Origin of the sequence: Dictyobacter arantiisoli, assembly GCF_008326305.1 — a bacterium.
Classification (GTDB): Bacteria; Chloroflexota; Ktedonobacteria; order Ktedonobacterales; family Ktedonobacteraceae; genus Dictyobacter; species Dictyobacter arantiisoli.
On sequence record NZ_BIXY01000102.1, the window covers coordinates 1 to 21824 of the forward strand.

Sequence of the window (21824 nt, forward strand, 5' to 3'; positions counted from 1 at the left end):
AATTGGTCACTGACTTCCCACGGTTTGGTTCGGGCCATCTTGGTTTCTCCTTTGCTTGGGGGATTCGTGTTCCTTTCCTTGTTCTTGATTCTATCATCTCCTTCCACGTTTTCGGATAAGTTCCCAAGGGTATCAATTAAAATGACACCCTTTTCATCTTCGTCTAAATCTTTAACAGCCATGCTGACGTTGGTAAGTTTTAATGACCTGCAAACATCCTTGGCGATGAACCAGGGATCACCGTCTCGCGTGATCGTCCGAACTTCGTGTTGCTCATAATTGAAAATGGTTGGCAGTGTGTTCATGCATCTCCTCTCTATCCCCTTGCAGGGGAGAATATCCTTTATTGAAAGCCTGATCGGAAAAACCGATACGCTACGAAACCTTGCAAAAAAGGTGATCAATCCGCTTGTGGAGCGCCCTTAGCATGTGAATACATTACCATAGACTTATAGGTATTACATGATAGAATGAAAGTGTCAGCTTGGGGCGAGAGCGGTTTAAAGTTTTGCAGGCTCTTGGACACTCTCGCCCTGGGTCAAACTGCACTCTCTTCAGGACCATCTGCTTTTTTACTTTCTCGTTCGCCAGCAAGCCAAGGTTTTTCTCGAACTTCTTTAATGCGGTTTACATCTGGCAGAGCAAGGTATCTTTTCTTATCTCGATAAAACTTACGCGGTTCAATTTTGAGGTCATGAACGTAATTGTAGAGCGTACTACGACCTATTTCGAGATAGTTAGCAGCTTCCTCAAACGTCATAAACTCCTTTTCTTCAGGCATTGATTGCCACCTCCTTATTGGACTTCTCTATATAAGAACTGTTTTATTTCTGTCCAATTCCTTGTTGTTATAGTAACATAATCAATTTTATTTGTCAATACAAAATATCCAATAAACCTATTGATAACTGTCCAACAACATGTTGTTATCCATACATGGAACGAGAGAAAACGAGAAATTGAAGGGAGTCAAACAGATGAAACGTACAGCAGCAGCAAAGAAGCAAGTGGTCATTATTGCACGTATCCAGTGGAAGCATGAGGACAAAGTGTGTTACCTGGTCCGGGCGAGCAAGCCACTTGTTGATGGATCGTACATCCTGTGTCCACGTGGGATCGTCGAGATTGACGGCACAACCTATCAGTCTGTTGTACGCGATGGCGAACGCTATCAGGTCTATCAAGTGTGCTTCCTCAATGGACAAGATTGCAGGATGCCAGTGCAAAGCGAGTGGCATGTGTTACCACAAAAAGCAGCTCATCGCCATTGAAGCGGCGCGAGTAGCAAACGTTACTCCTGTTGCTCAGGTCATCGAGTCACCAATGACGACCACAGAAGCCTCTGTAGGCGTCGTAGACGATGATCTAGAGGCTTTGCTAGCAGTTGTGGAACAACAGCACGCTACCGCAATCCGAACGCTACCAGAGGCGGCACAAGCCATTACGGAGAAGCTGACAAGCGGTCAACCTATCAGTGATCTTTGTAGCGTTGGAGTGCTCAATCAGCGCAATCAAGGTTTCAGCCTGTTTCGCTAATCGTGTTTCTCTCTCTCGTTTCCTACTTTTTTACAGTTTGTTCAATACAGAAGAATGAAAGGGAATTTCAATCATGGCTCAACTTATGAACATCAGCAACCACAGCACCCAGAGCGCACCGTTCACCAGCGCGACACACACCGTCAATGTCTTTGAGAACAGCCTGACCTTTCGGGCGGGTGCGCATACCATTGATCTGTGTTCCTTTGAGGATGAGCAAGGGCTGGTCCTGGCTGTTTCTGATGCAGCTGGCAATGGGGTTGCCGAGGTGACCATCTCGCCTGCCGTCCTCAAGCAGTATCTTGACAGCTTGGCAGAGGGCAAAAAGATTGCCTGCTAACATCTGGGGAGATATAGCAGGCATCAGCAAGCAATTTTATGAATGTGGGGCTGCTCTAACAGCCTCACTTAGTCAAAGGATACCACATATGCCAGAGATGCAACAAGAGGCAACGACTCCACCAGCTCCACCCATCATAGACTTCCCACGGGGCGCGCCCGTCGCGCTGAAGCAGGTCAACTTCTATGAGTATTCCATCTGGGGAGATGGCACTGTGATCATTGAGCACGTTTTAGAAGCAGGCTTTACGCGCTTATCCTCTGAGGAAGCGCGGGCGCTGCGCAACTTCCTCAACAATGGCGATGTACGTGCCGCCCTGGGCGTTCCAATCGACTGCCCGCCTTATCGCTCAACACAACACACACCCTTGCAAGGGGAGAAGGAAAACACCCATGCGTAAAACACGTGAAGAACACTATGACATGCCTGTGATCCAGACTGACGAGCTGCTCCACACAGCCGCACGTCCTTTTTGTGATGATGATAGTTGCGACTGTCATGAAGATCCCATTTTGATTGCAGAGGTCAATGAGGATTACCAGGCGGGCCTTTTGAGTGCAGGCGATGCGTCACGTCGCGTACGTGGGAGGACAATCTGATGACAATCCATACCCTTGTTCCCTCGACTACGAGAGGGCGCTATGCGCTGGACAGGCCGGACGGTGCGGACATCTCATCTGGTCAGTACATCCGCATTCAGTGTGGGTGTCGCTGGATTGCCGGTTCGGTAGAGATGGCAAGAGCAAGCGCACAACGCCTGGTCCATGGCACGGTTGCCACCGATAACACGAATGCAGTGATCCCAGTGGTCAGCGCCTACTACTTCACATCAGAGGCAGACGTGTACGGCCTGTGTGTTGGACAGAAAGTGCAGGTACCGTAATGACAGAGCAGCATTGCCCCTTGCGAGGGACACCATCAGGACTGATGCGCCTGGTGATTGATCGCACCTTGCGTGAGTCAATGGACTTGACGCTGACCACTGGAGGGAGTGATCCAATTGAGCTCTCTCTTGCTCAGGTAATGGAAGTTGACGGCAAAGGCGATGGGCCTGAGGTCATTTTTTATGGCGCGGAAATCAGGATGCTCAGAGACTATTTTGAATAGTCCCATTGTCAACGCCTGGTTAGAGAAATAGGGGCTCGATTGTTTGAAATCTGGCGGAGAGGGAGAGATTCGAACTCTCGGAAGGGTTACCCCTTCAGCGGTTCTAGCAACTTTAAGAGATTTTAGATTTCAGTAAAAAAGGTGTTGACAGCTGTGTTGCGGTGTGGTATTCTACTATTCGTAGCGCGGCGGTAAACACCTTGGAGCGTAGCGGTTTCAAAGAAATTTGAAATCTATCAAATTTTGAGGAATAGGGCTAGATCGAGGGTACAAGCCGTTTTACACGATTCCTTAGGAGAGGTCGCATAGTGGCCTAGTGCGGCGGTTTGCTAAACCGCTGAAGGGGTAACCCTTCCGAGAGTTCGAATCTCTCCCTCTCCGCCAGATTTCAAACAATCGAGCCCCTAGGGGAGTAGCTCAATGGTAGAGTCCACGTCTCCAAAACGTGTTGTTGCAGGTTCGAGTCCTGTCTCCCCTGTCCCAAAAGTCTCTGGATAACCTCCAGAGATTTTTTTATGCCTCATCGCACCACATCCATCAAAAGCGTAGAGGTCCGCTTGCCACTTGCTCGTACAGGAATCATCCTTAAGTACGTTGACACCATTCTTGAGAGCCTGCGGGAGAGGTTTCGGTACGATGAAGAGGAAGCGGACCTCCGTTGCGACGTCGGGCCGCACCTACGCTTTTTGAGCATGTATTAATAAGCAGGAAAATATGGTGTTCCAGGTGGAGATTGTGTTGGTGTTTGCCGGGATTGTGGATGTTTGTGTCCTTTTGTGGTGATTGATGCATTATAATTTAAGCATATGTGAAAAATTTGGTATGCTGTTTTGGGTGGTTTGCGGTTTTTTAGGGGATGGTTTGTTTCGCAGGAGTGGCCTCTATGGGAAGCTTTATGCCGAATGATCGGTTGCGTACATTGCGGAGGAGCCGGGATGTGTCGCGTCGGCAGCTGGCCGCCGCACTGGGGATCAGTTTTTATACGGTTGGGCGCTGGGAGCGTGGGGATGCGCTTCCTTCTGCTGCTCTGTTGCAGAAGTTATGCGCCTTCTTTGCTTTATCCTCGGATGAGTTGGGCTTTTCGGAGCTGGCTGAGGATACTCCTCTGCTGCTGCTGCCGGATACTTTAGCTGGGGAGCAGACCACCGCTACAGGCGCGACGACGCTTTATGATCCCGCTATCCCGGCCTTGCTGGCACATGGTCTGATCGGACGGGATGCTGTATTAGCACAATTGCAGCTCTGCTTGCTGGATACTCCTTCTCTGCTGGCTGTGCATGGTCTGCCGGGAGTGGGCAAGACGGCGTTGGCAACCGCTGTGGCCCATAATCCTGATCTGAGAGCGCATTTTGTGGATGGTATTTTTTGGGCGGGCCTGGGTCCACAGCCTAATCTGCTGGGCCTGCTAAGCCGCTGGGGCGCTTTGCTGGGGATTACGACGGCGAATGCTGGTGTCTTAACCGGCCTGGAATCCTGGTCGAAGGCGGTGCGTACCGCGATTGGCTCACGGCGCTTCCTGATTGTGATTGATGACGCCTGGACGCTGGAGGATGCTCTGGCTTGCAAGGTGGGCGGTATCAATTGTCGGCATCTGGTGACGACACGTTTTCCTGCCATTGCCGCGCACCTGACCGTGAATGGAGCACTCCAATTACACGAGCTGAGTGCCGAGCATAGTATTGATCTCTTGCAAAGCCTGGCCCCAACCTTCACACTGACCGAGGTCCAGAAAGGTCTGGATCTGGTTCAGGCCGTTGGTGGCTTGCCGCTTGCTCTCTACTTGATGGGCAATTATCTGCGTACCCATGCCTATAGCGGCAAAACACGGCGCGTCCAGACGCTCTTACAGAGCCTTGAGGATGTTGAGGTGCGCCTGCGCTTGAGCCAGCCTCAAAACGAAGCAGAGAGCCATCCTGGCCTCAGTGATAAAACATCGCTCTCATTGCAGTCCATCATCGCCGTCACCGATCAATTCCTCAGCCAGGAAGCGCGCACCGCCTTCTATGCCCTCTCGATCCTACCCGCCAAGCCTACCAGTTTCTCGGAAGAGGTTGCCCTCGCCGTCGCCAACTGCAGCACCGATGAGCTTGACACACTCTCGGATAGTGGACTGCTGGAATGTAGCGGCACGAATCGCTATCTGCTCCATCAAGTCATCGCTGACTACGCGCATATCCAGTTGGATCAAGCGGCCCTGGCGCAGGCTGGACAGCGTTTGATCGCCTATGTGCTTGCCTATATCGAAACGCATAAAAAAGCTTATGAGCAGTTAGAAGAAGAGACCAGCACCATCACAGCCGCCCTCGAACTTGCCTACACCCTGCGCGAGCGCACCGCCTTGATCAAGGGCATCTGCAGCTTCGCCCCCTATCTCATCCTGCGCGGCTTCTATGGACTCGCAGAACACCATCTCAAACGCGCCTACGACACCGCAGCGGCCCTGCACGACCGGCAAGCCATGGTCGATGGCATCCTGCTCTATCTAGGGGAAGTCGCCCAGAAACAAGGTAAATTCGACCAATCCCAGGCCTATTTCCAGGAAGGACTGGACCTTGCCCGTGAACTCGGCGACGAAGAGCATACCTGCGAACTCCTGACCGATTACGGCGCATTAATCTTGCGGCGTGGCTCCTATGTGGAAGCAAAGAACTATCTGTATGAAGCTCTATCGCTGGCACGTAAGCTTGGTCGTAACGATCTTGTTCATGTGATCCTTAAAAGTTTAGGGTCTGTTTTTAGTGCTCTGAGTGATTTTAAGCAAGCGGAGATCACCTTCAATGAAGGGTTAGAGCTGGCTACTCTGATGGATGATCGTGCAAATATGTGTATTCTGTTAGGGAATCTTGGGGTGTTGGCAGCGTTACAAGGACAGCAGCTAAAGTCGGCTCAGTATTTTGAAGAAGGTTTGCACATTGCACGACAAATTGGACATCGCGAACAGATGTGTGTGATTTTACTCAATTTAGGTGATGTGAAACGTTACGAAAAAGAGTATCGAGCTGCTGAATCTTTTTTTCGTGAGGGCTTGTTGCTGGCACGGCAGATAGGACACCGGGAATGGATCAGCGCTTTGACAAGTGATCTGGCTGCTTCTTTATGGCATTTGGGAAACGTTGCGGAGGCCGAACAATTATTGGCCGAGAGTCTACCTCTGGCACGTCAGATTGGGCGACCTGAAATGATCTGCAATGCTTTAAACGAATATGGCACATTTTATATAATGTCTCAACGTATAGACGAAGCAGAGAAATGCTTTCTTGAAATGTTAGAAATTGCTGCTGAAGATGATAAAGGATGGTACGGTTTATCACAATATGGGTTAGCTCGTGTTGCGGTGGCACGCAATGATATCGCAATGGCTCAGATATATGGTGAGAGAAGTTTAAAGGCGCTGGAACCGATTGGCTATGGTGAGACACAAGAAATAAAAGATTGGGTGGCAGCCCTCAACTCATAAGGACTTTTGGATAGAGATCTCGTGGGAGAATTCGTAGCGGACCATCAGGACCAGGGCAGCCATCAAGCTATCTATCTGTGATAGAAGCGTCCCTCAGGCTGCCTATCCTCATTATAACATGTACTGGCACTCCTTGATCAACATTGATATTCTCCATTTTGGGTGGTTATGGCTCCCGAAGCGTGGTCATAAATAATATTTATATAATCTTAATAATGAGTATTTGCCTGATTTATTACCCTTTTGCTGATACTCTTTTTGTCTTAATGCTTATAAACCCGCTTCCAAAGGGCATATACAGTCTGATCGTCAACTTCTGATGTTCTGTTAGTACTTTTTTGGTAATGTTGAGGGTTGGCGAAAAATCTTATACTTTGGTTCTTAGTGATGTTGCTGATCTGGTATAAGACATCGATACGGAGCGCACATTGCAGAAGGACGCAGTCCAGTAATTGTCTTATACCGAAAGATGGATCGATAGCAATGCATGAAGAGCGATCAGGCAGGCAGAAATGTGGAATGTATTGAAACATTCTGTCCGACCAGACTACTCAGATAGTGACCCAGCCTGTGGAAGAGTGCGCCTTTTAGAGGTTGGAGCAGCTGTCACAAATGTGTCGCAATGGCGGCATCAAAATTTGGACTGTATCACTCATAGTAAGCCCGCAGTGCAGGCAAGACGGTAAGAGCGACCGTTTGGAAGCGGCTCTGCGCTCTCCGGGCATCGGAAAGGAAGCGTCATGCGCAAACAATATCTTCGTTGGATTCTCCCCGTCCTGGTACTCTTAATTATGGCAACCGTCCTGATCCTCGGACCCTCTTTCGCTGGTCATGCTGCCGGAACTAAAACGGTATCACCTACCCCCATTCCTACTGTAACTGCACCCGGAAGCAAAGTTAAACCTGATTGGGCATTCTACAACTAATTGGGGATACTTAAAAGGCTCTGAGAAAATTACTCTTTTCAAAGAGCCTTTTCTACATGTTCTTTACATAATGGAATTTAACCAGCGCCTTGCTTCTTCAGCTTTTCGATGGTGCATCATTTCTAATGCTTTTACGTTTTCCTCTCCAAGCTTTTGTGCCAAGCTCATATCACCTTGAATTGCTGCGATGCGAGCGATATTATAGTTCGCTAAGGCAAAGAGGTCCTGATATTCGGGATTGATAATTTGAAGCATTTCATTAAAAGTGTTTTTTGCTTCTTCGATTTTTTCTTGATCCAGGTATAAGCTTCCATATTCCCATAAGATCATTCCTGTAAAATATGGATGACCAATTTGTTTTGCCAAATTCAGGCTTTCTTGAATATGGTGTTTGGCCTTTTTGTACTCTCCCTTTTTTCTTTCTGTTACACCTAAATTGATGAGGAGCGCGCTGAGCCATTCTCGATGATTGATTTCACGCGCAAGTATAAGCCCTTCCTGCAAGTAGATTTCAGCTTGAATGAGATCCCCTTGTTCGCTCAACACATCACCCAGATTCGTAAGCAAAACACATATTTGCTCGCGATCACCAATTTGTCTAGCAATTACTAAACCTTTTTGATAGTACCCTTTTGCCTGAGACATGTTCCCCATTTCCATTGCAGCTTTGCCCAGGTTGCTCAGTAGCACGCAGATTTGTTCCCGATTGTTTAGTTGTTCAGCCAGTGTAAGACCCTCTTGAAAATAGGAGGATGCCTGTACATGGTCTTCGTGGCTGCCAACAACCGATCCTAGTATGCGCAGAAGTCCGACGATACTTTCCTTATCATTTATCTGTCTCGCTAATATCAACCCGTCTTCCAACGATTCCTTAGCTTGATCGTGTTTCCCCATGCGCCATTTCACAGATCCCAGGCCTGTCAGAAGCTCACAAATACGTTCTTGTTCATTTTCCGCACGAGCCAGATCCAGTCCTTGTTGAAAATATTGTTCCGCTTGCGCAAAGTTGCCCTGCTTCTGGCTGATCTGGCCCAGGTATAAGAGCGTCCCCGTGATGCCGTAGTTGTTCTTTTGTTGTTGAGCAACTTCGTAGGCTTTTTCTAGATATTGTAGAGCCTGTTGATAGAGTCCACGCATGATCAGAAATGGTGCAAAGGAACAGGTGATATGTATGAGTTCCTCCGCTTTGTTTTGTTCATGTGCACTCTCCAATGCGGCGAATATCGTATCACTTTCAATTTCGAGCTGTTCATAGTCCTTCTGGTGTTCTTCGACATAGATGGCGTAGTAGGTGATGAGGCGTTCCTGGGATTGTTGGAGCTGGTCTTCTTCGATTTGCAGCAGGGCGTAGTCGGAGATGACTTGATGGAGGACGTAGCGTTCACCGTTGGATTCGAGCAGTCCGGTGTCGGAGAGGGCGTCGAGTTGTTCGTAGCTGCAATCTGCGACGGCCATCGCGGATTCTTCGGAGAAGGTGTTGGGTTTGGGCGGGAAGACGGAGAGGGCATAGAGGGTCTGCCGGGTCTTCTGGTCGAGCAGTTGGTCGGTGACGGCGATGATGGATTGGATGGAGAGCGATTGTTCCATCGGCAGGCTGGGATGGCTCTCAGAGGGATTATGTGGCTCTTTGAGTTTGAGGCGCACTTCAGCCTTGCTCAGGCGCTCCAGGGCCGATGTGATGCGTCGTGCTGGCCCTCCATAGGCTTGCTTGCGCAGATAGTTGCCCATCAGTGTCAGGGCCAGCGGCAGGCCTCCCACGGCCTGTACAAGGGCGTGGACCTTCTGCCGCTCACGATTGATGACCTGTGGGGCCAGAGTATTAAGCAGGTCGATACTTTGATCTTCGGTCAATGCTTCGATTTTGATGGCGTTATTCAGGGCCATATGCGAGGCGATAAAAGGGAAGCGCGTGGTGACAAGATGGGCACAGTGCCCCCCGCCAACCTGAAATGCCAGCGCCTCCTCTAGCTTCCAGGCATCATCGATCACAATCAGCATTTTGCGGTGTCCGATGGCCGAGCGAATGGCTTTGGCTTTGGCCTCATTGGTCGCCAGACTGGTCATCTGGGCGAAGGACATGCCGAGCAGGCTGCCCCAGCGGCTAAAAATACCCGGGATATTCGGTTGTGGTCCCAGGCTGGCCCAGAGGATGCCATCGCTGAAGAACGTACGGATAGTGGTGTCATAGGCAATAGCGACCGAGAGGGCGGTCTTACCGACCCCTGGCAGCCCATTCAGCGCCGTCACCGATCCGCTCGGTTCGCCCGTCAGGCACTGCGTGATCTGTGCGATATTCTGATCGCGTCCAATCAGTTGGATCGCCTGCAGTGGGATCGCCGCGTCATAAATAGTGCGCGGCACCGCCACAGGAGCGGGTGCGCTGCTAGCTGTCGTCACTGCGGCGGCTGACGTTTTGCTACTGCTCCCGCGTCCTGGCTTCGTCGGCAGGAGATCCAGTTCCTCTTCAGTCTTCTGAAAGAGTGCACAGAGTTTGCGGCGGAAATAAGGATTTGGCCTGGTTATTCCGCGTTCCCACCTGCTGACATTCACGTAGGTCGTCCCAATTTTATCAGCAACCTCCTGTTGTGAGAGATAAGAGCTGACCCGCGTTTCAGTTAAACGTATCCGAGCCTGGGAGGGCGTCTCCGAGGTTGGCATCCTTTCACCATTCTTCCTTATCTATGCGAGAGTGATAAATATGATAAATAAGACTGATAAGTCTGTCATTAAAAGTATACCTCATTTTCGGGCATAATTAGCATAGAAAAAGTTTGTGGTTAGAGAAAACGTGAGCAAAGATACGGACGGCACATGAAACACGAAGACTTCAACAATATTATAACTTTGGAGGTGGAATCGACCGACGAGCGTACGACTGTGTTGAACTGGCTCTATTACAATCTGGGGCCACAGGAGCCACAGTCAATTATCGTTGTGTTGCCGCAAGATGCCGTTTTTCGGCGTCCGGGAGATTTGCGTGAGTTGCAACAGGTGATTACTGATCAGAATGCACAATTGGTTCTGGTCATTGAGGGGAACGAACGGCTTCGCCTTTGGGCGCGCCGACATGGTTTTACCGTCTTTTCCACGGTCGAAACCTGTCACAAGGCGTTATTCCAAACCGGGGGGATTCAGTCGCCACGTACGCAGCGTACCGAATGGCAGGCGCAGCCGGAGTTCATGACTGTACAAGAGCAGTCACCCGTGGCCAGTTTTACTGGTTCATGGAGCACCTATAGCTATCCCGTCGAGAGTGCGCTGGGGGAAACGTATCGCTCGAAATGGACCGAGATAGCGGTTGCCAACTCACGTAGGACTTCTGGTCAACTTCGCCAGCCAGAGAGTTTTGAGATGATGGACGTGCAAGCATCCATTGACACTCAGAACACGTTGAGTCTGATGACGCCTCGTATCACTGAGCCATTGGGTGATGTACCGACACATGGATTTGTCAGGCATGAGGCCCGGGCAACTGTCGCCGTACTCGACAAGCCCGCCGCCCCATTTTCATCCAATCTGGAGTTCTCTTTAAGTGAACTGGATACATTCGTACCCAGACACGATGAGTCAGCGCCAGTCATGGACGAAGCCAGCACGTCTACCCTGACAAAACATTTTCACCATATCCGACAAGACAAATTGCTGCTAATCCTGGTGGTACTCGTTCTACTCGGTATCCTGGGCGGCGTTGGCTTTGGTTATCTCTTAGAGATAGCCCGGACCGCGCCGATCAATAGCGCACCCGTATCGCTGTTGCATACAACATTCTGGGGGATATAGTCGAATTCATATGGCAATGTACACACATCGTATTCATCTAAATCGTCCTAGAAAGACCCGATTAATCATCGCTGTGCGCTTTGTCGTTACGGCAGCGGTCTCTCGTATCTCGTCAGAACTGGACGCGCCAACGAGCATTCAACGCCGTTGTGAGAGTGCCGACGCGTTCCCGCGCACTGCTGCGCAGAGAGCATCGAGTGAGCGTTCCCATTGCCGAGAGGCGGCCACGGTTGGTGTACGCGGAACAGTGGCGATGCGGTTGAGATTGGTAGGCCCAGAAACGTCTACTATGAAGGAGTATCACCATGCAGAAAGTCTACCTGCGTAAACCTAAAGCACCAGCAGACTATACAAATCAGCAAGCCAATAAAATCATGCACTTCTCGTTGCAGGACTCGCTGCCATCGGGACACATCATGGCCTTAAATATGACCTTTGGGACGCTCTCATACCTGACCAGCGATGCAACAGGCATTCCGCGCCTCCTGAAGCAGGAACAATTCACCAATACCGAAATGAGTGTCCTCCTCCCGCTATTGGAACTCTTCCCATATTACTGCCCTTATGAAGTACTCTATGCCGGCTTTTACGGTGGGGGAAAGGCCAGTGAAGAGAGCATCGCCGCCGCCCGTCAACACCTCGATGAAGCCATGGCCGAAGGGATCTGGGATCAAGAGATGCGACCAGTCCGCTGTGCGCTCTCCCGCACGCGCCTCAAGATGCGCTCCTTCAACATCGACATCTCCTCCATCCTCGCCACCGGCTACATCCTTCTTATCGCAGGAGAGCCAGACAAAGAAGAGGAATACGAAGACACCCGCAGACTCGCCAGCCGCCGCTAAGCGAGCATTATTGATAATAGAAAATATACAAAGAAGAGCCTCACCGTAAAGGATGAGGCTCTCTTGCTCGTACAACCATCTCCCCCATCGCGATGTAGGTGCGTGCCGAGGTCGCAACCGAGGTGCGCTTTCCCGTGCCTCGTGCCGCAATCTCGCTCCAACATTGCACCATGCATGCTGCACCTCAATGTCTGATGTACGGATGAGCCTACGGGGAGGATATCGTACGATGAACGGGAAAGCGCACCTCGGCTGCGGCCTCGGCACGCACCTACACTTCGCCATCATGATTTTCGTTCTTTGGGCCTATGGGTGGGATTCTAATGTGCCGTGAACTTTGCCAGGATGACTATTCCTACGATAAACACGATGAAGACTACCGTGATCGCTTTGCCGATAGGATGTCCAAAATTGATGGTCCCGCCAAGTCCAAAGCGCTTTGAGACGAAGATTGCGGGATCGTCGGGATTGTTATAGAATATGCCGCCGGGCCAGAAGCGATCATCATCGCGGGTCACCACAGTATCCTTCGGTGTCCCTTGTGATGTTGCATCAGCCTGTGTATGATTTCGGCGGGCCGTGATATATCCCACATAAGCCAGCAAGCCCAATATCAGCAGGATCGCGCCTCCCATGATCGCCGAGAAGAGCAGCGATGAGTAATCCCCTGAAAGGACATTTGTGACCATCAACATCGTCATCAAGAAGACTACATTGACAAAGGTAATCATCCCCAGCAGAATCTTCGTGAGATCCTGGCGCATCAGACGCTGTCGCTGAATATCCGCCTTTGGATTCGTTGGATCAATCTGCTGCCGCAGGACAGGCGGAAAGTAAGCCAGCCCCAGGATCAAAGCATTGATCAGGATTGTCGGAATGAAGGTTGTCAGCAGACCAGCCGCTTTCGTTGTCCAGGCATCAGGCTGACCATTGAGGCCAAAGTGCGTTGGGATCACAGCCGGTAAGGCGGGATAGCGCACGATAGCAATTACGATCATCGCCGCCAGCAGGAGCAAGGACGGTAAGAGCCAGAGCCATGAGATCTTCGTATTCACCTGATGGAGATCGGTATCCGTCATCACCACCTGGCGCAGTCCCGCATACCAATCCTCACGTGCCTTCACCTGCGCGATACGCGTGTGGGCGCTAAAGAATGCCAGAAAAAGCAAGATCAAGGTCACTAACAGACTGCCGGGGCCTGCCAGCAGTTCCGCATATAAAAACCAGCCCGAAGCAACCACCAGCAAAGCGATCACCAGCAAGCTCAGACGATACTCGCGGCGGGCATGGGCAATAATCGGAGCCTGTATCCGATCAGGAGGGATGCGCACCCCAAAGGGCAAGGTTGGCTGCATCATATTGGGCCAGAACCAGGCAAAGAGCAACACGGCAAGAGAGAGAATATCCATCAGAATAACCATCGTCGTCATTGTTCGCCCCCATTGAATGAGTTTCTGTGAAGTGTACGTTGTGCAGCAAATTCAGCTAATATTTTCTTGCACTGCTCTAGAATTTCTTCAGAAGAGACATTTTTCGCATAGGCTTCGGCTAATAGTGTGCGCTGCCGCTCTACCCAGGAAGCGGCCAGTGATGGCTTCACCTGAATAATCGCCCCCGTTTTGCGCTTGAGTTGAATAAAACCCTCACGCTCCAGCAGATCATAGGCTTTATTCACCGTATGAAGATTGATACTGAAATCGGCGGCCAACTGGCGAATAGACGGCAGACTACTCCCTGGCGGCAACTGTCCACCCGCGATGCCCGCCACAATCTGATCCCGTATCTGTTGATAGATGGGCTGCTCGCTATTAATTTCAATCATTAGCAACATAGCAGTAAAACCTTCTTGTCTATTATCATAGTAGTACTATAACAAATAGAACAAAGAATTGCAATATGTTATATAGCCAATTTTGTGAAATGCTGGTGTTAGCAAATTTTTACGATGCAGACGAATGCTCGAGCCCGTTAAATAACTGTAGTTGTCTCTATTAAGGATAGAAAAGGTAGTTGATATTATTCCAATCAGCGTAGTGATCCCTTGATGTGGATAACTTGCATCTCGATCAGCTCGCGTACAATCGTATAAATCTCTTGTTGCCCATCGTTGCCGGGCATGAGGATTGACGCAATTTTCTCGATTGTCCTGACGCCATCAACCAGGATCAGCACCCTCTTTTGCCGCCGTGGAAACCTGCTTAATAGATAAGCATCAATGTTTATGCTGTGTGCTGGAATGAAATGGGAAAATGGATAGACGATCCGCTTAAATGTCGTTTGCGCTCCAGATTGCTGATAGGATGGATTGCCTGTCACATTCGCCTGGATCGCCGGTATCGGCTGAGTCGAGGCAGTACCAGCCTGATAGGCAGGGAAATGAGGATTGGTCTGTCCATTTGGTCGATAAGCAGGAAGATTGGGATTGGTCTGTCCATCTGGTCGATAGGCAGGAAGATTGGGATTGGTCTGTCTATCTGGTTGGTAAGCAGGAAGATTAGGATTGGTAAAGCCACTGCCAGACACACTGGATCGATAGGCTGGCAAATTGGGATTTGTGGTTTGGCTTTCCAGCCTGGCCTCCCATTGTAATGCTCCTACTGTTGAGATAACTCGTAATGCTTCATTACCAGAGAGTACAATCTGCCCTTGCAGGTTCACGATGGAGCAGGAAACTACATTGCCCTGCAACATATCAATAAATGCATAGCCACCCTGTGAACCAAGCACATCCTGTGGTATCTGTGCTCGCACGCGCCCATCCTGACGTACTTTTTGTAACAACTTCAGGAGAGTTGATAGATCTGTCGTATACACCTCAACTCCTCTTGACCAGATGTTTTCTTGTGAAGAAACCCTGTTATCATCATACATCGTTGTATCTGCTTTATTCTAAAATAAATGCGTTATTTCACATTAACACGTTTCTTTACGGTAAAATAAGGCATACAGAACTAATAACCGAAAATCGGGTATATGTGCATGAGAAACGCTAAGGCATGCGTAAGTACTGAAGCTCATCAGGAACCAGGCGGCAAAAAAAATAGATTGGAGAAAAGACCAATATCTACCAGCTCAATGAATTCCGGACAACTCTATTGTACCATAATTAAGGTCTTCTTTAGAGCTCAATAGTTATTCTTTTCTGCAATCTAAATAATAATGTGTGCTATTTGTGTAGCAAGAAATTGATATTTGATGTAATTTGATACACTCTGATACTGTAAAATCAGGACATATTATAATCCTGAAGCAGCGATTTTCAAAGAATAGGACCAATTCCCATAACTTCCATGATCTTCACCATCCTGGTGCATGAGTTTTCGCACCAATGATGCTCAAACCCCTTTTTCTACAATACATACTAAAAAGGGCGCAGGCGCGTCGGCGCCTGCCAGCAGGTGAGCAGCAAGATCCCGCTGGTATTGGGAATCAAACACTATCTGTGTGGTGCGTCAGCACCTGCCTACCTACCAGAAGGTATGGTATAGTTTTAATGGGAAGGCTTTTCCTCTTTTATCCATCTTCAGATCAAGAACATGGTAAACAGACGCTACGCTTCCTGCAATACTGTCTTTTTGGATCATCAGGTAATCCAGGTACATTAGTTAAGAGGTACATCCGTGAGTCTTGTCGACAAAGACGACCAACAACCGCGTTCTTCATCTTTGCAGAACCCACACTCTGTTCCTGCCAGGGCCGTTCACGATCCCTATCAGGCCATGCGTTTCCGAGATTTTCGCTTGCTTGTGATTGGTTCCTTTATCGTCTCGATGGGTGAGAGAATGGTAGAGGTGGCATTAGGGTGGGACATTTATAATCGCACCAATTCATCGCTGGCCCTGGGCGCAGTTGGATTGGTCTTAATCATCCCTGTGATTTTGCTCTCCCTGCCAGCCGGTCATTTCGTGGATCGCTTTAATCGTAAGCGTATTATGCTGATCTCACAAAGCGCATTTGTTATAACTTCTCTGGGTCTGACACTCTTGTCGATCACCAGGGGATCGATTGTGTTGATGTATGCATGTCTATTTGTGATGGGGATCGCGTCAGCTTTTCAGTCGCCAGCCAGTTCCGCCTTGTCTGCGCAGACGATTCCAGAAGAAGCATTTGAAAATTCGGCGACCTGGAATAGTAGTGCCTGGCAGTTAGCTTCGGTGATCGGGCCCGGCCTGGGTGGTATGTTAATCGGTATATTTCGTTATTCCACTCCTGTCTATGCTTTAAATGCGCTGGCCGCCTTTATTTTTGTCTGTTTGCTGTTCTTTGTCCAGGCTCGTTATCAAACTATCGTTCCAACTGTGAAAGAGGATGAGGCAAGCTGGAAGGCAGTTTTCGAAGGTGTCAGTTTCTTGCGCCGCAACCATGTACTGTTGGCTGCTATCACACTGGACTTATTTGCCGTCTTGCTGGGTGGGGCAACGACATTATTGCCAGTCTTTTCCAGAGATATCCTGCATGTTGGACCCACTGGCCTGGGATGGCTGCGCGCTGCCCCATCGGTTGGAGCGCTCTGTGTCGCTTTTGTTCTCACCCATCGCCCGCCTTTCAAGCATGCTGGTCCGATCCTGCTCCTGGCTGTCGCTGGCTTTGGTATTGCCACCATCATTTTTGGACTCTCCCATTTCTTCTGGTTGTCGCTCGTGATGCTCTTCCTGCTGGGAGGATTGGATAATGTGAGCGTGGTCATTCGCAGTTCTTTACTGTTGACCAGAACGCCCAACGAGATGCGTGGTCGTGTGTCAGCGGTGAACTCATTATTTGTTGGAGTTTCAAATGAATTGGGTGGCTTTGAGTCAGGTCTGACTGCGCAACTCTTCGGTCCACTCTTATCCGTTGTGGGAGGTGGCATTGGGACAATTCTGGTTGTTGTCTGTGTTGCCCTCTATTGGCCCGAAATGCGCCGTCTGGGAACCTTGCGAGAAACTGAGCGTCAATCTGTATAGATTGAGATTCTCAGTTCAGCAGACCGTTTGACGGTTCCTGGACGGCGCATAGGAATAAATTATGTTCGGGTAGCTGTGGGCCTACAGGTTTTGTGTGTCGGATGTCGTTGCAAGCCTGCCCAGACCTACAGCGACACCATCTTCAATGATGGCCCAGACAATATCGGGTATGCCTGTCACATCAGCCGCAACGGTGCGATAGGCATAGCCCGCCACCGTGCCAATAGCTGCACCAACCGCGCCTCGTATGGCTCCTGTGAGGACTGGCTGTTGTATACGTTTGCACAACAACGCTCCTGCAGTCGCCCCAATGGTCAAGCGAAAGAGTACCGATCCGGGTTTAAGACGGCTGGGTGTAAACGGCAATTTATCTCCGATCAGTTCGCCAGCCGCCAGCAAGGCTGTGATCGTCTTCAATTTTGGTGCGACCTCTGTCTCGGACCAGGTTAATACTGCCAGAGGCGTCATTGAGCGCAGACCTGCCACAATTCCTAATCTGGAAGCCTGCTTTAGCGCTTCTGAATCCGCAGTTGCCGCACTGGTCAATGTGAAAGCCAACGCATCTTTCCCGATATAAGGGATATCTCTATCTTTACGCATGGCACCCATCTTTGCTTAACCTTTCTCGCCTACGGCCCCCGCTTGCCTTCATCCTACACGTTTCAAAGCAATCATTTGGCGCGTTCCCTCGTGTTAGAACTCTATTGACCACCTGAAACGCAAGCAGAGAGCCTGTAAATAACTGCTCTAACTTCTCAGCATCTAAACATGCTGTGTGCATCTCTATAGATATCTTCTCGCTTCATCTTATGGATTGTACACGATTCAAATCCATAAACAGTTGTGCAAATCCCCTCTATCACGTTTCAAGAGATGTGTATAGTGCCATTCTTGAGGCAGAGATGGCGCATATCGCAGCCCTTACAAACCGTGGGATCCGGAGGCGTGACAACCTCAAACTGCTTGCTTAAAATCCGCTGACTGATCATATCGAAGTAGCTGCTAACCCGTTCTATATCCTCTTCATGATAAGGGACTTCCAGCCGTGCATCATCTTTCTCTTTTTCATCCGTCCAATACAGATACAGTTTTTGCGGGAGCTGTCCCGTGCGCCGTTCCAACGCGTGGGCATACAACAGCAATTGTTGCTTATAGTTTTCCAGCCGAGCCGAGTTATTGGCAGGCCGGGCCCCGGTTTTGAAATCCACAATCTCCAATCCTTGCTTACCCTGTAGCAATAGATCCATCTTGCCCGTCAGAATATAATCCTTCTTCTCAACCTGGAAATCGTATTCAGCATCATAGATACTCTGGAGCTCCATCAGGTTTTGATCCACATAGCGCAAAACCTGAGTGCGAGCTTTTTGTAAATTCGCACGGTCGGGTGGAGTCATACTGGTACAGGTCAAGAAATAGAACGTGCGCTTAAACAAATCCTCAATCTCGGCGTCCTCTAGAACTGCTAATGAGCGTTCAAGTGTCACGCGATGGATTGCCTCCAGGGTCTGGTGGATAAGCTGTCCATAGAACGTATTCGCCGTGCGGGCGGGCATAAAGCCATACTCACGGAAATATTCAAAGCGTTTAGGGCAGGTTGTATACGTTATAATATGGCCTGTCAGGCTGAAGCGGCGCTTGGGTGGATCATGCCGCTTATGAGGGCCAGCTGCTGGCATATCCAGAATAGCCTGATAATTATAAGCACTGGCTGGATTCTCCTGAAAGAGTCCCATGAACTGTGTTTGAGGTCGCTTGCTCGCGCTGAGAATGAGTAATTGTTGAGCGCGTGAAAAGGCTACATAAAAGAGCCGACGCAGATCAAAGGCCGGGATATATTTGTCTGGTTCAAATGGTTCACGCCGATAGAACGGCTTGATAGGCTTATCCAGTGCATCAACCGAAAATGGCTTGCGATCCATCCTACCCACAATTACGACCGGAAACTCCAGCCCTTTGGACTGATGGATCGTTATGATCTGCACGTGATCTTCCGGCACCAGCTCATCAGGATCGGCCATTTGATTCACTCCCTCCTGATGAAGTAAATAGAGGAAGATATAGAAGAAATCGTGTTGAAGCGCGCTCAGGTTCTTGCTGGTGACGGTGAGATGCTGGAAGCTGGAGAAGAAGGTTTTCAGATGTTGTGAGAAGAGCACCAGATTCGCTAGCGGCTGCTTCTGGACGCGGAAGGACTTGAAAGCCTCGGTAGCGAGTAGACGATAGAAATAATCCGCCAGTTGTTGCTCTGGAGCAGTGCGATCCTCATCCTCCGTCCACAACTCCTGCTGAATCGCCGCTAACTCGCTGCGTAGATCGCCATATTGCTGGCTATACTTGATTGCCATCGCCTTGCAAGCTCTTACATAATCGATGAAGTTTTCCTGTTCAGGCAAGGCAGCGCCATCATAGAAATGCAGCAATTGGGTGAAACAACCAATTAATAATTGAACCTCCATCTGTGCAAAATAATCCCGTGCGCGCAAACAGGAAGCCGGGATACCGCGTGCCTGAAACGCCCTGATGTATGGTTCGCTATAATCTGGCCGCACGCTTTGCAGCAAGAGAGCCACCTGACTATAATCCTGAATCTTGTTGACAGCCTTTAAATCCGACACCAGTATCGCTAGCTGTTCCGCTTCGCGCTCGGGATCGAACTCCGAAAGTGTCACGACCGCAGGATGGATCACAGCAGGGACAGATGGATCGGGCCGAATTGTCTTGCTGGTACGGAAGATTGTCGCCTGCCCCGCATTCGCGCGTGACAACGAGTCATCCAGGGACCGCATCCATTGATTGCAGGTATCGATAATCTGGGAATTGGAGCGATAGTTGATCGTAAGCTCGATCTGACGGCACTCAGGAAAGGTCTGATGAAACTCCAGGATATTGCGTACCGTCGCGCCCCGGAAGCGATAGAGCGATTGATCCTCATCCCCCACGACACAGAAATTATTCTGTGGAGTTGCCGCTGCCAGGCTAGCCAGGAGCTGCTCTTGAATATAATTGGTATCCTGATACTCATCGACCAGCACATAGCGTATATCCTTTGTAATCAGAGCAAAGACCTCTGGCAGCCTGAGTAGATCATAAGCATATTTTTGCAGATGGGCAAAATCGACATAATTAGCATCACGCAGCAGCAACTCATAGCGCGTATAAAGATACGTAAGGAAGCTAGCCACCGTAATCTGATCGCTAGCTTTCTCTATGCGAGGCACAGGGAACGCCTCCCGCAAGCGATCAATGATCAACTCCTCAGTAATCTTATCGAAAAGGAATTGTAGATTCTTCGCAATATTCCAATCCGAGCCCCACCCATCCAGCTTATGAAAATAAGCCAGCATAGGTGGAGAGCAGAAGGGGGAATCAAGAGGTTTAAGACCAGTCAAACACTGATAGATCAATAGCCGCTGCCCAAACTGATCTAACGTCTCATAATTATTGCCGAGAGGAGTATGGTGTAGATAGCGATTGATAAACTGTTTACAGATACCATGGATCGTTCCAATTTTAATCGCTGAAAGATCGCCACTATAATTGATCTCATGTGCGATTTGGAAGAGACGATCCTGCATCTCATGCGCCGCTTTTTCAGTATAAGTACACAGCACAATTCCTTCAGGAGGTGTATCGCCACACAGCAGCAGATTCATCGCCAGCAGCGTCAGACTATACGTCTTGCCTGATCCTGGCCCTGCAATGATCCGTAACGGACCCTTTTTATGTGAAATAATCTCGACCTGGGCCTCATTCATCTCATAGCGAGGGTACAACTCAGGAGCAATAAAATCTATTGGATGTACCATTATTATATATTCTTTCTATAGCTTATTCATTGCCTGGACAAAAATACTATAAAATCCGGTTCTGTGTTATGAGTATATATATTTATATACGCATAGCCTGCTATATTTTTGAAAGAATGCGTTCAGCGCAGATAAAAGTCATATCTGATATGTGGCGTAGGGGGACAACAAAGAGGGTATAACAAAAAACACCCGTGTGGGCGGGTGAGACGGCGACTTCCTATTTTCCCACGCAGTTGCCCACGGAGTATCATCGGGGAGGAAGAGCTTAACTACCGTGTTCGGGATGGGAACGGGTGTACCCTCTTCGCTAGTGTCACCGGCTCACCTGCACAGACAGGTGTTCTCGATGTGGACATACTACTACACCCTTGCGCTTCTGTCAACCCCCTGCGCCAGGAGAATTTTCTCCATCCGTAGTAGTAGTAGCCACCCTTCACCGGCAATACCGCTCAAAGAAAAGGAATAGGAGGGAAACCCACAAATGAAGGAGAACGTAGGTGCGTGCCAGGGCTGCAGCCGAGGTGCGCTTGCCCGTTCACGTACGATCCCCTCGCCCATAGGCTCATCCTTACCGCAACTGCCGCAACTGTCATGCCAGGGGCGTCACAGCGCGTTGGAGCGAGATGGTCGTACGGTGAACGGGCAAGCGCACCTCGGGTCGCACCTCCATTTTTCAGCATCCATGTTTTTTCGTCCTGAAAACCCTTGACAAGACCACCTTGCGTATGGCATACTCATTGAGCTGTCGAAACGAAACAATCACACTTTCCTTTTTGAAGGGATTGTGCTCCTGTTTGTTCGAACATCCTTTGTGCCACGGTAATGTGGCTCCTCTGAGATCATGCATCTCTCACGCGCTTCCCAACCAGGTTGAGATTGCCGGGAGCTGTCGGCTCTTTTTTTCGGATCGTCTCCCTGCTGGAGACAGCACGAACGATGAGTACAATGAATTTCAGCGCAAGCGCAAATTCCCCTGGAAAAACGCTTGACAAACCACAAGGGATATGCGATACTACGGGAGCTGAAGCGAGCGAACAGAAAAACACGAAACGCTTGCCTTACAGACAGATGTACCTTGACAACT

At 49.6% G+C, this 21824-nt stretch carries 22 protein-coding genes, 2 tRNA genes and 1 rRNA gene; 15 read left to right on the forward strand and 10 right to left on the reverse strand.

All coding sequences use genetic code 11. The features are described 5' to 3' along the window. Positions 1-305, reverse strand: a 305-nt coding sequence (locus tag F1593_RS24030; protein ID WP_268907082.1) for a BRO-N domain-containing protein, incomplete at its 3' end; no start/stop codon positions are given. A gap of 233 nt (positions 306-538) precedes the next feature. Next, positions 539-781, reverse strand: a complete 243-nt coding sequence (locus F1593_RS24035; RefSeq protein ID WP_149404101.1) for a helix-turn-helix domain-containing protein — start codon at positions 779-781, stop codon at positions 539-541. Positions 782-977: 196 nt separating this feature from the next. On the opposite strand from F1593_RS24035, the gene F1593_RS24040 reads away from it, so the two are divergent. The 11 genes from F1593_RS24040 to F1593_RS24090 all read left to right on the forward strand — a co-directional run bounded on the left by F1593_RS24040 (position 978) and on the right by F1593_RS24090 (position 7366). Continuing rightward, positions 978-1271 (forward strand): hypothetical protein, encoded by a 294-nt coding sequence (locus tag F1593_RS24040; RefSeq protein WP_149404102.1) that lies wholly within the window; start codon positions 978-980, stop codon positions 1269-1271. Next, the gene (locus F1593_RS24045; RefSeq protein WP_149404103.1) at positions 1237-1536 is read left to right on the forward strand and encodes a hypothetical protein; all 300 of its coding nucleotides are present in this window, start codon (positions 1237-1239) and stop codon (positions 1534-1536) included. Before F1593_RS24040 ends, F1593_RS24045 begins: the two co-directional genes overlap by 35 nt. Before the next feature lie 73 nt (positions 1537-1609). Further along, entirely contained in the window at positions 1610-1876 is a 267-nt protein-coding gene (locus F1593_RS24050; RefSeq protein WP_149404104.1) for a hypothetical protein, read from the forward strand. Between the two features lie 88 nt (positions 1877-1964). Beyond that, positions 1965-2276, forward strand: a complete 312-nt coding sequence (locus tag F1593_RS24055; protein WP_149404105.1) for a hypothetical protein — start codon at positions 1965-1967, stop codon at positions 2274-2276. Continuing rightward, positions 2269-2475: a hypothetical protein gene (locus tag F1593_RS24060; RefSeq protein WP_149404106.1), complete on the forward strand. Its 207-nt coding sequence runs from the start codon at positions 2269-2271 to the stop codon at positions 2473-2475. Before F1593_RS24055 ends, F1593_RS24060 begins: the two co-directional genes overlap by 8 nt. Next, entirely contained in the window at positions 2475-2759 is a 285-nt protein-coding gene (locus F1593_RS24065) for a hypothetical protein (protein WP_149404107.1), read from the forward strand. The genes F1593_RS24060 and F1593_RS24065 overlap by 1 nt, the downstream gene beginning before the upstream one ends. Further along, entirely contained in the window at positions 2759-2983 is a 225-nt protein-coding gene (locus tag F1593_RS24070; protein ID WP_149404108.1) for a hypothetical protein, read from the forward strand. The genes F1593_RS24065 and F1593_RS24070 overlap by 1 nt, the downstream gene beginning before the upstream one ends. A gap of 294 nt (positions 2984-3277) precedes the next feature. After that, positions 3278-3367 (forward strand) — tRNA-Ser (locus tag F1593_RS24075). 22 nt (positions 3368-3389) lie between these two features. Continuing rightward, positions 3390-3461: transfer RNA gene (locus F1593_RS24080), tRNA-Trp, on the forward strand. 417 nt (positions 3462-3878) lie between these two features. Then, positions 3879-6440 (forward strand): tetratricopeptide repeat protein, encoded by a 2562-nt coding sequence (locus F1593_RS24085; protein ID WP_268907084.1) that lies wholly within the window; start codon positions 3879-3881, stop codon positions 6438-6440. Between the two features lie 740 nt (positions 6441-7180). Next, on the forward strand, positions 7181-7366 hold the full coding sequence (locus F1593_RS24090; RefSeq protein ID WP_149404110.1) for a hypothetical protein: 186 nt from the start codon (positions 7181-7183) through the stop codon (positions 7364-7366). A 63-nt stretch (positions 7367-7429) separates the two neighbouring features. Here the strand turns inward: F1593_RS24090 and F1593_RS24095 are convergent, their stop codons facing one another. Then, positions 7430-10024, reverse strand: a complete 2595-nt coding sequence (locus F1593_RS24095) for a tetratricopeptide repeat protein (protein WP_149404111.1) — start codon at positions 10022-10024, stop codon at positions 7430-7432. Positions 10025-10177: 153 nt separating this feature from the next. On the opposite strand from F1593_RS24095, the gene F1593_RS24100 reads away from it, so the two are divergent. From F1593_RS24100 to F1593_RS24110, 3 genes are read left to right on the forward strand one after another with little or no spacing between them, the layout of a single operon-like run. Further along, entirely contained in the window at positions 10178-11146 is a 969-nt protein-coding gene (locus tag F1593_RS24100) for a hypothetical protein (RefSeq protein WP_149404112.1), read from the forward strand. Positions 11147-11156: 10 nt separating this feature from the next. Beyond that, positions 11157-11474: a hypothetical protein gene (locus tag F1593_RS24105; RefSeq protein WP_149404113.1), complete on the forward strand. Its 318-nt coding sequence runs from the start codon at positions 11157-11159 to the stop codon at positions 11472-11474. Then, a complete protein-coding gene (locus F1593_RS24110) occupies positions 11452-11988 on the forward strand; it encodes a hypothetical protein (protein ID WP_149404114.1) in 537 nt (178 codons plus the stop codon). Before F1593_RS24105 ends, F1593_RS24110 begins: the two co-directional genes overlap by 23 nt. Before the next feature lie 40 nt (positions 11989-12028). On the opposite strand, the gene F1593_RS29655 is transcribed toward F1593_RS24110, so the two are convergent. From F1593_RS29655 to F1593_RS24125, 4 genes are all read right to left on the reverse strand, one after another. Further along, positions 12029-12160 (reverse strand): hypothetical protein, encoded by a 132-nt coding sequence (locus tag F1593_RS29655; RefSeq protein ID WP_268907083.1) that lies wholly within the window; start codon positions 12158-12160, stop codon positions 12029-12031. Between the two features lie 148 nt (positions 12161-12308). After that, complete coding sequence (locus F1593_RS24115) at positions 12309-13418, reverse strand: DUF1648 domain-containing protein (protein WP_149404115.1); 1110 nt, start codon at positions 13416-13418, stop codon at positions 12309-12311. Continuing rightward, a complete protein-coding gene (locus F1593_RS24120; protein WP_149404116.1) occupies positions 13415-13819 on the reverse strand; it encodes a GntR family transcriptional regulator in 405 nt (134 codons plus the stop codon). Before F1593_RS24120 ends, F1593_RS24115 begins: the two co-directional genes overlap by 4 nt. 194 nt (positions 13820-14013) lie before the next feature. Beyond that, positions 14014-14802: a hypothetical protein gene (locus tag F1593_RS24125; protein ID WP_149404117.1), complete on the reverse strand. Its 789-nt coding sequence runs from the start codon at positions 14800-14802 to the stop codon at positions 14014-14016. Positions 14803-15608: 806 nt separating this feature from the next. Here F1593_RS24125 and F1593_RS24130 point away from each other — a divergent pair. Further along, entirely contained in the window at positions 15609-16931 is a 1323-nt protein-coding gene (locus F1593_RS24130; RefSeq protein WP_235932685.1) for an MFS transporter, read from the forward strand. 81 nt (positions 16932-17012) lie between these two features. Here F1593_RS24130 and F1593_RS24135 read toward each other — a convergent pair whose 3' ends face one another. The 3 genes from F1593_RS24135 to rrf all read right to left on the reverse strand — a co-directional run bounded on the left by F1593_RS24135 (position 17013) and on the right by rrf (position 21061). Continuing rightward, complete coding sequence (locus F1593_RS24135) at positions 17013-17531, reverse strand: hypothetical protein (protein WP_149404118.1); 519 nt, start codon at positions 17529-17531, stop codon at positions 17013-17015. Between the two features lie 266 nt (positions 17532-17797). Continuing rightward, on the reverse strand, positions 17798-20737 hold the full coding sequence (locus F1593_RS24140; protein WP_149404119.1) for an ATP-dependent helicase: 2940 nt from the start codon (positions 20735-20737) through the stop codon (positions 17798-17800). A gap of 207 nt (positions 20738-20944) precedes the next feature. Beyond that, positions 20945-21061: ribosomal RNA gene (gene rrf, locus F1593_RS24145) — 5S ribosomal RNA — on the reverse strand. Between the last annotated feature and the right edge of the window lie 763 nt (positions 21062-21824).